A 12,387-nucleotide genomic window follows, 5' to 3' on the forward strand; every position below is an offset into this window, starting at 1 on the left:
GGAAAACTTTATATTACTTTTTCTAGTCTGTTGAGTAGTTTGAGGGGGAGAATTTTTCGAGAGGTTTAGGGAGCAATGCAGCGGATTTGTCAGTATCTTTGTCTTACTTCCATATAGGTGCTCCTCTCGTATTTAAATGTTGAGGGGGATATGAGGGACTTCTTTTGTCTTACTTTGTCGACAAATCGATATTCCTTGTCGAACCGCTGATATATTGAAATAATCGCCGATATATTCCGAGTTGTGGTCGATATATTTGAAAAATCGTCGATATATTTCATTAAACACCCACCCGGGTATCTTACAGTCGAACCCGAATATACAACATAAAAAAGCGCCCTGCTATGCAGGGCGCTTTCTTCATACATATATTATCCAGTTCCAGCGGCTAGAATGTTCGGTGGCTTCACTTCTTCCTATGAGGCAAAAAACGCCTCTACGTCAGAAGCTCCATCCCCCTCACATTCTGAACGAGCCGCTTCCACTTTAAATATTAACCAATAGAACCTTCCATCTCAAACTTGATTAGACGGTTCATTTCAACTGCGTATTCCATTGGAAGTTCGCGAGTGAATGGCTCGATGAAGCCCATTACGATCATTTCTGTAGCTTCTTGCTCAGAAATACCGCGGCTCATTAGGTAGAATAATTGTTCTTCTGATACTTTAGATACTTTCGCTTCGTGCTCAAGTGAAACGTAATCGTTTTTGATTTCGTTGTAAGGAATTGTATCAGATGTAGATTGGTTATCCATGATTAACGTGTCACACTCGATGTTAGAGCGAGAGTTTTTCGCTTTTGGTCCGAATTGTACGATACCACGGTAAGTTACTTTACCACCATGCTTCGCAATCGATTTAGAAACGATTGTTGAAGACGTGTTTGGTGCTAGGTGAATCATTTTCGCACCAGCATCTTGGTGTTGGCCTTTACCAGCAATCGCGATAGATAATGTTAAACCACGAGCGCCTTCGCCTTTTAAGATAACTGCTGGGTATTTCATCGTTAATTTAGATCCAATGTTACCGTCAATCCATTCCATCGTTGCGTTTTCTTCACAAACCGCACGTTTTGTAACTAGGTTGTATACGTTGTTCGCCCAGTTTTGGATTGTTGTATAACGGCAATATGCATCTTTCTTAATGATAATTTCTACTACCGCACTATGAAGTGAGTTAGTCGTGTAAACAGGTGCTGTACAACCTTCTACGTAGTGTACGTGTGCGCCTTCGTCTACGATGATAAGCGTACGCTCGAATTGTCCCATATTTTCAGAGTTAATACGGAAATACGCTTGAAGTGGTGTATCAACTTTAATACCTTTTGGAACGTAGATGAATGATCCACCAGACCAAACTGCAGAGTTTAATGCAGAGAATTTGTTGTCTGTTGGTGGGATTACTTTTCCGAAATGCTCACGGAAAATATCTTCGTTCTCTTTTAATGCGCTATCTGTATCTTTGAAGACGACTCCTAGATCTTCTAGGTCTTCTTTCATGTTGTGGTATACAACTTCAGATTCGTACTGTGCAGATACACCAGCTAAATATTTTTGCTCAGCTTCAGGAATACCTAATTTATCAAATGTCGCTTTAATTTCCTCAGGTACTTCATCCCAAGACTTCTCAGATTTCTCAGATGGTTTTACGTAGTACGTAATTTCATCGAAATCTAAGTCGTTTAAGTCGCCGCCCCATTGTGGCATTGGCATTTCATAGAACTTATCCAGTGATTTTAAACGGAAGTCTAACATCCACTGTGGTTCTTCTTTCATACGTGAAATCTCTTCAACGATTTCTTTTGTTAAACCGCGTCCAGCACGGAAAATCGAAACGTCTTTATCCTTGAAACCATATTTATAATCGCCGATATCTGGCAGTTGCTTCGCCATGTTGGTGTGTCCCTCCTTATATAACCTCGTTTTTAGGAACCTTTAACATTACTTATCTTCGTTTAAGCCCTTTTCTAACGCTTTCCACGCTAATGTTGCACATTTAATACGTGCCGGGAACTTGCATACGCCTTGTAATGCTTCAATATCTCCTAAATCAATGCTGTCATCATACTCTTTTCCTAGCATCATGTCAGAGAAAATTTTAGAAAGCTTAAGGGCCTCTTCAATTTTCTTTCCTTTTACTGCCTGTGTCATCATTGAAGCTGAAGACATTGAAATTGAACATCCTTCGCCTTCAAACTTCGCTTCTTGTACAATACCCTCTTCTACTTTCATCGTAAGTTGAATACGATCGCCGCAAGTTGGATTGTTCAAGTTAACGGTAACACTATCTTCTAACACGCCATGGTTACGAGGATTTTTATAATGATCCATAATAACTTGACGATATAACGTATCTAAATTATTAAATGACATTTGTGAAATACTCCTTTGTCTTGATTAGTGATTCAACAAATGTATCAATTTCTTCTTTTGTATTATATAAATAGAAGCTCGCACGTGCTGTAGAAGAAGCTTTTAGCCACTTCATAAGCGGTTGTGCACAGTGATGTCCTGCGCGAACCGCAATGCCTTCTACATCTAATACAGTTGCTACATCGTGAGGATGTACGTCTTCAATATTAAATGTAACTAGACCAGCGCGATGCTTTGGACCATAAATTGTAACGCCATCTACTTCTGATAGTCTCTCTAAAGCGTATTGCGCTAATTCATGTTCATGCTTTTCAATATTATGAAGACCGATTTCTTCTAGGAAATCAATTGCCGCACCAAGTCCGATTGCATTACCGATAATCGGTGTACCTGCTTCGAACTTCCACGGAAGCTCTTTCCAAGTAGACTCTTGTAAGTCTACGAAATCAATCATTTCACCACCAAATTCAATTGGTTCCATATTGTTTAGCAATTCTTTCTTACCATATAATACGCCGACACCTGTTGGTCCGCACATCTTATGAGCAGATAATGCGTAGAAATCACAGTTTAAATCTTGTACATCCACTTTCATATGAGGTGCACTTTGTGCTCCATCAACGATCATGATTGCACCGTTTTCATGTGCGATTGCTCCGATTTCTTTTACAGGGTTAATCGTTCCAAGTACGTTAGAAACGTGCATGATAGAAACGATTTTTGTATTCGGTGTAACTGTTTGACGAACATCTTCTAAAGAAATTGTACCGTCTAGTTGAAGCGGAAGGTATTTTAAAGTTGCACCAGTTTTCTTCGCAACTTGTTGCCACGGAATGATGTTACTATGGTGCTCCATGTAAGAGATGACGATTTCATCGCCTTCTTTTACATTATCAAGGCCATAGCTAGCTGCTACTGTATTTAATGCAGTTGTCGTTCCGCGCGTGAAAATAATCTCTTCCATTGATTTCGCATTAATAAACTTGCGAACTTTCTCACGTGCACCTTCATACGCGTCGGTAGCTTTCGTACCGAGCGTATGAACACCGCGATGCACGTTAGAATTATATTCTTTATAATAACGTTCTAACGTTTCAATGACTTGAATTGGTTTTTGAGAAGTTGCTGCACTATCGAAATATACAAGTTGTTTGCCGTTCACTTTTTGATCAAGAATTGGAAACTGTTTGCGTATTTCATGAATATTCATTAGCGAACTTTCCTTTCAATTACCTCAACAAGCTGTGCCTTTACTCCTTCAATTGGAAGCTCATTTACTACAGGTGCTAAGAATCCATGGATGACTAAACGTTCTGCTTCGCGTTTTGGAATACCACGGCTCATCAAGTAGTATAATTGGTACGGATCTACGCGACCTACTGAAGCTGCGTGACCTGCCATTACATCATCTTCGTCGATTAAAAGAATTGGGTTTGCATCACCGCGAGCTTTTTCATCTAACATAAGAACGCGAGAAGATTGTTGTGCATTTGATTTAGATGCACCGTGTTCAATCTTACCAATTCCGTTAAAGATAGATGTTGCACTATCTTTTTGTACACCGTGTTTTAAAATCCAACCTTCAGAGTGTTTACCGAAGTGAACAACTTTAGTTGTAAAGTTTTGTGTTTGGTTACCACGACCAATTGTTACTGTTTTTGTATCAGCATATGATCCGTCGCCCATTAAATTCGTAACGTTCTCTGAAATTGTGTTTCCGTCATTCATAAGGCCTAGAGCCCAATCAATACGGCCGTCACGTCCAACAATGCCGCGGCGGTTAACGTAAGTTGTTACGTCTTTTGCTAATAGATCAACCGCACCGAATTTCACTTGTGCGCCTTGTTCCACAATTACTTCTGCTACGATATTTGCAATACCTTTAGCATTTTCATTTGCAACGTAGTTTTCTACATATGTTGCAGTACTGTTCGCATCAACTACGAATAATACGTGGTTATATACGTTAGCTTCTTCGCCGTCTACTAAGAATACAGCTTGAAGTGGAGTTTCAAGAACAACGTTTTTCGGAACATATACGAATGCACCGCCGTTGATTAATGCAGCATGAAGTGCAGTTAGACGATGCTCGTCTACTTTCACGCCGTCTTTCATTAAGTACTTTTGTACTAATTCAGCATGCTCTGTTGCAGCTGTTACGATGTCTGTAAAAATAACACCTTTTTCTTTTGCTTCGTCTGCTAAAGAAACGAAAGCAGTTGTACCAGTACGTTGTACTAATACGCTGTTATTTTCATCGATTAAGTTTTTCACTGCTTCTGGAAGCTCTGTTAAAGAACTTACAGGCTCTTGCTTAGCAGCGTCGCCTTTTCCGATAAAGTCCCATTTTTCAATTTTCGTTTTATCAGGCGTTGGCATTGGAAGTTCAGTTGCTTGTGCAAGAGCTTGTAAGCGGAACTCAGTCAACCAAGCAGCTTCGTTTACTTCGCTTGCGCGCTGACGGATTGTTTCTTGATCGAAAGGTAATGTACCGATTGTCATGTTTATGCTCCTCTCTTACGCTTCTTGCTCTGCTGTTTCGTCTTCAATACCTAATTCTTTTTTAATCCAGTCGTAACCTTCAGCTTCTAGACGTTGTGCAAGCTCAGGGCCACCAGATTTAACGATACGACCGTTCATCATAACGTGAACGAAGTCTGGAGTGATGTAGTTTAATAAACGTTGGTAATGCGTAATCATTAGGCAGCCGAACTCTTCGCCGCGCATTTGGTTAATACCTTTAGATACAACTTTTAATGCATCGATATCAAGACCTGAGTCGATTTCATCTAAGATTGCGATTTTTGGCTCAATCATCATTAATTGAAGAATTTCGTTACGTTTTTTCTCTCCACCAGAGAAACCTTCGTTTAAGTAACGTTGTGCCATTTCTGGATCCATTTCTAGGAATTCCATGTTTTTATCTAAAGTACGGATAAATTTCATAAGAGAAATTTCATCGCCTTCTTCACGACGTGCATTAATTGCAGAACGTAAGAAGTCCGCGTTTGTTACTCCGCTAATTTCACTTGGATATTGCATTGCTAAGAATAGACCTGCTAGCGCACGCTCATCTACTTCCATTTCTAATACATCTTCACCGTCGATGATGATGCTACCTTCTGTTACTTCATACTTTGGGTGACCCATAATCGCAGAAGATAAAGTTGATTTACCTGTTCCGTTAGGTCCCATAATTGCGTGGATTTCTCCACCTTTTACTTCAAGGTTTACACCTTTTAAAATTTCTTTGCCATCGATTGATACGTGTAAGTCTTTAACCGTTAATGTAGAACCAGCCATCTCAATACCTCCATTAATCCTCTATATACATTTTAAAAATTACTAAAACGTTCATATTCTCATTTTATTCTCATTCTAATCTTATATCAAATAAAATGATATCGCAAACACTAAGAAAATGTAACAATTTTTTCACAAATGTATATAATTATTTCCTTTACATCCTCTTATGATACACCTTTCTTCTTATATATATAAAGAAAAAAGGACTGGATGATTCCCAGTCCTTCCCAGCACCTATTCATTTACTGGAAGTACAGCACCTTTATATTCTTTATTGATAAAGTCTTGAATTTCTTTTGAATGCAATACGTCTACTAACTCTTTAATTTCTTTTTTCTTCTCGTCACCTTTACGAACTGCGATAATATTTGCATAAGGAGAGTCTGATCCTTCAATTGCAATTGCATCCTTTGTTGGATTTAATTTCGCATCAATTGCGTAGTTTGAATTAATAAATAAAGCATCACCTTCATTGTTTTCGTACAGCTTCGGTGAAAGTCCAGGTTCTACATCTGTTTTAAACTTTAAATTTTTCGGATTTTCTACAACATCTTTTACTGTTGCTTTAACAACATCTACACCGTCTTTTAATTTAATAGCGCCGCCTTTTTGTAACAATGCGAGCATACGGCCACGCTCCGCTACGTTATTACTCATAATAACTGTTCCGCCATCTGGAAGTTCTTTTAAACTTTTATATTTCTTAGAATAAATGCCCATTGGCTCTAAATGGATTTTTCCTGCGTTTACAATTTTATATCCCTTTTCTTGAATTTCTTTATCTAAGTAAGGAATGTGCTGGAAGTAGTTCGCATCAATTTCTTTATCCGCTAACGCTTTATTCGGCAGAACATAGTCCTGAAATTTTTTAATCTCTAATTTAATACCCTTTTTCTCTAATATCGGCTGTGCTTTCTCTAAAATAACAGCGTGCGGCACGTTAGAAGCTCCAACAACAAGCTTATTCTCCTCTTTCCCCCCGCAAGCGGCTAATGTAAATACAGATAATGCTGTAACAACTGACAATAGAATCTTTTTCATATGATGTCCCCTTCTCCCCTATAGTTATGTAGTAAAAAAAGGACCGGCATACACCAGCCCTTTTTCCGCAATTATTCTTTTACAGGAACAACTGCCCCTTTATATTCTTTAGTAATAAAGTCTTCAATTTCTTTAGAATGCAGTACTTCTATAAGAGCTTTAATCTCTTTTTTATCTTTATCGCCTTTACGAACAGCTACTACGTTTGCGTATGGAGAATCATCGCCTTCAATTGCAATCGCGTCTTTTTCTGGGTTTAATTTCGCATCAATCGCATAGTTAGAATTAATTAGAACAGCGTCGCCTTCTTTATTGTTATACACTTGTGGCAATAGACCCGGCTCGATATCTGTTTTGAATTTTAAGTTTTTCGGATTATCCGCAATATCTTTTGGAGTTGCTTTAACTGGCTCTACTCCGTCTTTAATTTTTAAAATGCCTTCTTTTTGTAAAATTGCTAAACCACGACCATGATCAGTAACAGAATTACTCATAATAATTGTCGCCCCGTTTGGAAGTTCTTTTAAGCTCTTATATTTTTGAGAATACACACCAATCGGTTCTAAATGAATTTTTCCTGCTATTTCAAAATCATATTTCTTATCTTTAATCTCTTTTTCTAAATACGGAATGTGCTGGAAGTAGTTTGCATCTAATTCTTTATCTGCTAACGATTTATTCGGTAACACGTAGTCTTGGAATTTTTTAATCTCTAACTCAATTCCTTTTTTCTCAAGTAACGGTTTTGCCTTTTCTAAAATTTCAGCGTGCGGTACGTTAGAAGCACCAACAACAAGTTTCTTTTCATCTTTATCTTTCCCGCCACAAGCAGCTAACCCAAAAATTGAAGTTGAAATAAGTGCTGTAAGTAATAATTTTTTCATTTGAAATATCCCCCTGTTTTCATTATCTTTTATCTATTCGAGTCGTTAAACTATCACCAATCCACTGAATTAAAAATACAACGAGTAATACACAAATTGTCGCAACGATTGTTACATCGTTATTTCCACGCTGGAATCCCTCTAAGTAAGCAAGTGTTCCAAGACCACCAGCACCAACAACACCTGCCATTGCTGTATAGCCTACTAAAGCAATAGTCGTAACCGTAATACCAGATACTAACGCTGGTAACGATTCTGGAATTAACACCTTCAAAATAATTGTGCTTGTTTTTGCTCCCATCGCTTTTGAAGCTTCAATTACACCTTTATCAATCTCGCGAAGCGCGATTTCAACCATTCTCGCGTAAAACGGTGCTGCACCAATAATTAAAGCTGGCAGCGCTGCACTCGCTCCGAGTATTGTTCCAAGAAGAATCTTTGTGAACGGGATTAATAAAATAATTAAAATGATGAACGGTATAGAACGGAAAATGTTTACGAACGCTCCAATCACCGTATTAATCGCTTTATTTTCCCATAAATTATCTTTCGCTGTCATAAAGAGTAATAATCCTAAAATAAGTCCTAAAACAAATGTGGCAAGCGCTGCGATTGCCGTCATATATAACGTTTCACCAGTTGCTTCTAACATTTGATTCCAATCAATATTTGCGATTAACTTATCCATGTGCAATCACCTCCAGCTCTACTTGATCTTGATGAATCCCTTCTATTGCTTGCTGGATCGCTGTTTCTTCACCATTTAAATGAACGACTAAACTTCCGTAAGATCCGTTATTCGTTTGCGCGATATTTCCTTGCAAAATGCTAACTTCTATATCACCGCGCTGCATTAACCTTTGAAGTACCGGTCTTTCTACCGCTTCACCGACAAACTGCAAACGAATTACTTTTCCATCTGGATACTTTTCTATTAAACTTTCAATCGTTTCATTCGTATCTTCAGAATCAGTTAACTGCTGTACAAATCGTTTTGTAATGTCTTGCTGTGGATTACGGAATACGTCAAGTACTGGACCCGTTTCTACGATTTTCCCTTTCTCCATTACAGCAACTCGATTACAAATTTTGCGAATAACGTGCATCTCATGCGTAATCAATACAATTGTTAAGCCGAGACGCTTATTAATATCTAACAATAAATCTAAAATTTGATCTGTCGTTTCCGGATCAAGAGCTGACGTTGCTTCATCACATAAAAGTACTTGTGGATTATTCGCTAACGCTCTTGCAATCCCGACGCGCTGCTTTTGTCCACCACTTAGCTGAGATGGGTACGCGTCTCCTCTTCCTTCTAATCCAACAAGATGAATTAACTCATCGACACGTTTTCTTCTCTCCGCCTTATCGACACCTGCAATTTCAAGTGGGAATGCGATATTTTCACGCACAGTTCGTGACCAAAGTAAGTTGAAATGCTGAAAAATCATTCCAATTTCTTGTCTTGCCTTACGAAGTTCATTTCCAGTAATCGCTGAAATCACACGATTCGCAATTGTAATTTGGCCAGAAGTTGGTTTCTCTAACTGATTAAACAATCTAATTAACGAACTTTTCCCAGCGCCACTATATCCAATAACACCAAATATTTCACCCTTATCTACTTTTAAGTTGGCGTTATCTACAGCAGTGACATCACCGCTTTTTGCCTTATATATTTTCTTTACATTTTCTAATAAGATCATGATGTTCACCCCTTTTTTGTTTGGATAGACTCTGCAATTTTTTTATTTTTCATGCGTGTAGTCCATCGTTATAGCTCCTCTTATTATTTGAATGTCCTCCGCATTCAAACGACAAAAAACCTTTCCGCTTCTAGAGAAGCAGAAAGGTTTTTATGCGTATATAACAACATTATCCCTCTCTCTCATCTCTCAAAGCATTTGCTTTGCAGGAATTGGCACCATTTCAACATAAGTTGACGGTTGCCGGGCTTCACAGGGCACAGTCCCTCCACCTCTCTTAATAAGAGAAATCAGATTAAATTTTCGTCTGATTTAAAATTTATGAAATTGTCTATATTTTATGAATTGAATTGTATCAATATCCACACGCGCTGTCAACAGAAATTTTCGTAAAAAAAGAAACTTCAGAATTTTAAGCTCCGACTGACATCGGTTTACATATATGAAACATCGATTCAACTAATAACATCGTTCGATACGTTCCAGAATATTGTACCCGTCCATCACTCATTAACTTTTGCAACCTCATATTTCCAGTCACTAATTTTTGTACATCCTCTTCCTCTAAACAAACGATTTGTTCCGTTCCTCTCGCCTCTTTCAAAAGTTCTATATAATCTCTTGAAATTTGTAACGAACAGCATTCATCTCCAAAACGAAAATTAACAGTTCTTTCTCCTTGCCTTAAAAGCGGTTCTAAATGATATTGACCATTAGCGTAATTTACAAATGATTGAAGCAAAGAATATAATTTCATCCTAAACCACATCCCTCATATCACTTTCTATTACATACCATTCCCTCTTATTAAAGGGCAATCCTGTTATTTTCGCTCGACAAATACTGTATCTATCACGCATGTCGACATATTTCCCAAGAAATATGTCGAGGCGGCAAAAACTTTGCCGCCTACTTTAATTCCGTATATAAATATTCAACCGAATGAAATGCATATATTTTCTTCATCAGTGTCCCATTTTCAAAAATAAGTAAACACGGTACACTTTCTATCCCATACTTTTTCGCTAAATGCGGGGCATAATTTAAATCTAACATTCCAATTTTCAAATCTTCAATCGTCATCTCAACGACCGTTAACATCTTCTTTGCCAATTGGCATGTTCCACACATTGGTGTATACACATATAACACTGTTTTTTCTTCATTTCCTATTAGGGCTGTAGCTTCGGCACCTGTCCAATCAATCACTTCTATCATTCCTTACCGTAAATATTCTGTATAAACGTCAATGTCTGCTCCCCATAATACATTTGCTAAATGTGAAGAAGGTGCAGTCGCCACCTCGCGATACGAGCGATCAATATAAATATGCTCTGCTTGTGGAAATTCTTTTCGGAATTGTTTCCTTAACTTTTCTCCTGCATCATCAGCATCTACTAGCACATATACATCCTTATCAAAAAATTGATCAATGAGCTCATCCATTTTCGACAAACCAATTGTACCATTTGTACAAACAATTTCCACTGGTTCACGAATAATAGATTCAATCTTTCTTCTATCCGATTTACCTTCTACAATAATGACTTTTTCCACATAAATCATATGTCATCACCCGATCACCATATACTATACAACCTTTAACTTAGTATATAGTATATTCGTTATTTTCATGTTGTTTCCTGTTTATTTTTGCAAAAGAAAAGCGGAACCGACTGTTTAGCCCTGTTGGCTAAGGTTCTTTCGTACAGAAGACGCTTTTTGTCTTCTCGTACGGAAGGTTCTTAGACATGAAGGGCTAGGAGGTGGAGCTAGACAATGAAAAGCGCAAGCGGCTCGCTCAGCATGAAGCCTCCATGAAAAAAGTTTTTCAAAAACGTTCTCCTACATAATAATTAATATATATGTTTTTAAATTCATTATGTACACAACATAAAAAAGGACAGCACAAAGGCTGTCCTTTTTCTTCGACTATAATTAGTCTTGGTTTGTCATTTCTGCATATTTTTCTGCAGTTAATAACTTCTCAACTTGGCTTGCATCAGAAAGTTCAACTTTAACCATCCATGCACCCTCGTATGGAGATTCGTTAACTAGTTCTGGTTGGTCACTTAATTCTTCGTTTACTGCTACAACTTTACCACTTACAGGTGCGTATAATTCAGAAACTGTTTTAACAGATTCTACGCTTCCGAATGGCTCGTCAGCTTGGATTGTTGCACCTACTTCAGGAAGTTCAACGAATACGATATCGCCTAACTCACCTTGCGCAAAATGAGTAATACCGATAACAACCGCATTACCTTCTGTTTTTACCCATTCGTGTTCTTCAGAGTAACGTAAATTATTTGGAATGCTCATGACTGTACCTCCAGTGAATGTATTAATTATGTAAAAATACCTTATTGGTACTTTTTCCACACACTTTCAAACTGCTCTTCGTTAAAACCAAGTGTTACACTCGTTCCATCTGTTACAATTGGACGTTTAATTAACATGCCATCAGATGCTAAAAGCTCATACATTTCGTCTTCGCTTGCATCCTTTAACTTATCTTTTAAACCAAGTTCGCGGTAACGCATTCCACTTGTATTAAAGAATTTTTTTAATGGTAATTCACTTTTCTCATGTAAATTACGTAAATCTTCTTTTGACGGTGGATTTTCAACAATATGAATCATCTCATATGCTACATCGTTTGCCTCAAACCATTTCTTTGCTTTTTGACATGTGCCACATTTTGGATATGAATAAAATGTTACTGTCATAAATTCACCTACTTTTTTACTAACCTTTACCTTTATCATATAGAAAACATTTTATTATTTCAAACGATTATTCGCTAAACTTTTACTTATTTCGTGATAATTTTTAATAATCCTGCTAATTTTTCTTATTTTTCCGCCATTTATTAAGAAAAAATAAATATATAATTTTTTTAAAATTTTTTCTCATCCCACGCCGAACATATATCTTAAACAAACGTTTGATTAATTTCATATTTTTCTACCTCAGCCTTCGGAATACGTAGATTCTTTTATACCGAACATATACCTTAAACAAACGTTTGATTAATTTCATGTTTTTCTACCTCAACCTTTGGAATACATAGGTTTTT

14 protein-coding genes and 1 riboswitch are annotated in these 12,387 nt (G+C 37.4%); all 14 genes read right to left on the minus strand.

Annotated features, from left to right (window positions below; genetic code table 11):
- Nucleotides 1-493: 493 nt before the first annotated feature.
- The 14 genes from sufB to NSS97_RS25285 all read right to left on the minus strand — a co-directional run bounded on the left by sufB (nt 494) and on the right by NSS97_RS25285 (nt 12,037).
- The gene (sufB, locus tag NSS97_RS25220; protein ID WP_002015928.1) at nt 494-1,891 is read right to left on the minus strand and encodes a Fe-S cluster assembly protein SufB; all 1,398 of its coding nucleotides are present in this window, start codon (nt 1,889-1,891) and stop codon (nt 494-496) included.
- A 48-nt stretch (nt 1,892-1,939) separates the two neighbouring features.
- Complete coding sequence (sufU, locus tag NSS97_RS25225; protein ID WP_002089369.1) at nt 1,940-2,371, minus strand: Fe-S cluster assembly sulfur transfer protein SufU; 432 nt, start codon at nt 2,369-2,371, stop codon at nt 1,940-1,942.
- Nucleotides 2,361-3,581 (minus strand): cysteine desulfurase SufS, encoded by a 1,221-nt coding sequence (gene sufS, locus NSS97_RS25230; RefSeq protein WP_002015930.1) that lies wholly within the window; start codon nt 3,579-3,581, stop codon nt 2,361-2,363. The genes sufU and sufS overlap by 11 nt, the downstream gene beginning before the upstream one ends.
- Complete coding sequence (gene sufD, locus NSS97_RS25235; protein WP_016121002.1) at nt 3,581-4,873, minus strand: Fe-S cluster assembly protein SufD; 1,293 nt, start codon at nt 4,871-4,873, stop codon at nt 3,581-3,583. Before sufD ends, sufS begins: the two co-directional genes overlap by 1 nt.
- 15 nt (nt 4,874-4,888) lie before the next feature.
- Nucleotides 4,889-5,674, minus strand: coding sequence for a Fe-S cluster assembly ATPase SufC (gene sufC, locus NSS97_RS25240; protein ID WP_002034576.1), 786 nt, complete (start codon nt 5,672-5,674; stop codon nt 4,889-4,891).
- Between the two features lie 237 nt (nt 5,675-5,911).
- Nucleotides 5,912-6,718, minus strand: coding sequence for a methionine ABC transporter substrate-binding lipoprotein MetQ (gene metQ, locus NSS97_RS25245; RefSeq protein ID WP_016121003.1), 807 nt, complete (start codon nt 6,716-6,718; stop codon nt 5,912-5,914).
- Between the two features lie 71 nt (nt 6,719-6,789).
- Nucleotides 6,790-7,602, minus strand: a complete 813-nt coding sequence (gene metQ / locus NSS97_RS25250) for a methionine ABC transporter substrate-binding lipoprotein MetQ (RefSeq protein WP_044439212.1) — start codon at nt 7,600-7,602, stop codon at nt 6,790-6,792.
- Between the two features lie 22 nt (nt 7,603-7,624).
- Entirely contained in the window at nt 7,625-8,290 is a 666-nt protein-coding gene (locus NSS97_RS25255) for a methionine ABC transporter permease (protein WP_002129754.1), read from the minus strand.
- On the minus strand, nt 8,283-9,308 hold the full coding sequence (locus tag NSS97_RS25260; RefSeq protein WP_002015938.1) for a methionine ABC transporter ATP-binding protein: 1,026 nt from the start codon (nt 9,306-9,308) through the stop codon (nt 8,283-8,285). The genes NSS97_RS25255 and NSS97_RS25260 overlap by 8 nt, the downstream gene beginning before the upstream one ends.
- A gap of 179 nt (nt 9,309-9,487) precedes the next feature.
- A riboswitch (SAM riboswitch) is annotated at nt 9,488-9,595 on the minus strand.
- Between the two features lie 125 nt (nt 9,596-9,720).
- Nucleotides 9,721-10,065 (minus strand): hypothetical protein, encoded by a 345-nt coding sequence (locus NSS97_RS25265; RefSeq protein WP_002015939.1) that lies wholly within the window; start codon nt 10,063-10,065, stop codon nt 9,721-9,723.
- A gap of 152 nt (nt 10,066-10,217) precedes the next feature.
- Nucleotides 10,218-10,526 carry a thioredoxin family protein gene (locus NSS97_RS25270; RefSeq protein ID WP_107887265.1) on the minus strand — a complete coding sequence of 103 codons (309 nt, stop codon included), beginning with the start codon at nt 10,524-10,526 and terminating at the stop codon, nt 10,218-10,220.
- Nucleotides 10,527-10,529: 3 nt separating this feature from the next.
- The gene (locus NSS97_RS25275) at nt 10,530-10,874 is read right to left on the minus strand and encodes a toprim domain-containing protein (protein WP_000640865.1); all 345 of its coding nucleotides are present in this window, start codon (nt 10,872-10,874) and stop codon (nt 10,530-10,532) included.
- A gap of 372 nt (nt 10,875-11,246) precedes the next feature.
- Nucleotides 11,247-11,630 carry a glycine cleavage system protein GcvH gene (gene gcvH / locus NSS97_RS25280; protein WP_000026895.1) on the minus strand — a complete coding sequence of 128 codons (384 nt, stop codon included), beginning with the start codon at nt 11,628-11,630 and terminating at the stop codon, nt 11,247-11,249.
- Nucleotides 11,631-11,671: 41 nt separating this feature from the next.
- On the minus strand, nt 11,672-12,037 hold the full coding sequence (locus tag NSS97_RS25285; RefSeq protein ID WP_002129756.1) for an arsenate reductase family protein: 366 nt from the start codon (nt 12,035-12,037) through the stop codon (nt 11,672-11,674).
- Nucleotides 12,038-12,387 lie beyond the last annotated feature (350 nt).

Source organism: Bacillus sp. FSL R12-0074, assembly GCF_038005725.1.
In the GTDB taxonomy this organism is placed as follows: Bacteria; Bacillota; Bacilli; order Bacillales; family Bacillaceae_G; genus Bacillus_A; species Bacillus_A mycoides.

What these genes read in the sequence shown, in the direction of transcription:
- gcvH (WP_000026895.1), bottom strand. Translation starts at nt 11,630, where the DNA reads ATGAGCATTCCAAATAATTTACGTTACTCTGAAGAACACGAATGGGTA.
- NSS97_RS25260 (WP_002015938.1), bottom strand. Translation starts at nt 9,308, where the DNA reads ATGATCTTATTAGAAAATGTAAAGAAAATATATAAGGCAAAAAGCGGT.
- NSS97_RS25285 (WP_002129756.1), bottom strand. Translation starts at nt 12,037, where the DNA reads ATGACAGTAACATTTTATTCATATCCAAAATGTGGCACATGTCAAAAA.
- sufU (WP_002089369.1), bottom strand. Translation starts at nt 2,371, where the DNA reads ATGTCATTTAATAATTTAGATACGTTATATCGTCAAGTTATTATGGAT.
- sufB (WP_002015928.1), bottom strand. Translation starts at nt 1,891, where the DNA reads ATGGCGAAGCAACTGCCAGATATCGGCGATTATAAATATGGTTTCAAG.
- NSS97_RS25270 (WP_107887265.1), bottom strand. Translation starts at nt 10,526, where the DNA reads ATGATAGAAGTGATTGATTGGACAGGTGCCGAAGCTACAGCCCTAATA.
- sufS (WP_002015930.1), bottom strand. Translation starts at nt 3,581, where the DNA reads ATGAATATTCATGAAATACGCAAACAGTTTCCAATTCTTGATCAAAAA.
- metQ (WP_016121003.1), bottom strand. Translation starts at nt 6,718, where the DNA reads ATGAAAAAGATTCTATTGTCAGTTGTTACAGCATTATCTGTATTTACA.
- sufC (WP_002034576.1), bottom strand. Translation starts at nt 5,674, where the DNA reads ATGGCTGGTTCTACATTAACGGTTAAAGACTTACACGTATCAATCGAT.
- NSS97_RS25275 (WP_000640865.1), bottom strand. Translation starts at nt 10,874, where the DNA reads ATGATTTATGTGGAAAAAGTCATTATTGTAGAAGGTAAATCGGATAGA.
- sufD (WP_016121002.1), bottom strand. Translation starts at nt 4,873, where the DNA reads ATGACAATCGGTACATTACCTTTCGATCAAGAAACAATCCGTCAGCGC.
- NSS97_RS25255 (WP_002129754.1), bottom strand. Translation starts at nt 8,290, where the DNA reads ATGGATAAGTTAATCGCAAATATTGATTGGAATCAAATGTTAGAAGCA.
- metQ (WP_044439212.1), bottom strand. Translation starts at nt 7,602, where the DNA reads ATGAAAAAATTATTACTTACAGCACTTATTTCAACTTCAATTTTTGGG.
- NSS97_RS25265 (WP_002015939.1), bottom strand. Translation starts at nt 10,065, where the DNA reads ATGAAATTATATTCTTTGCTTCAATCATTTGTAAATTACGCTAATGGT.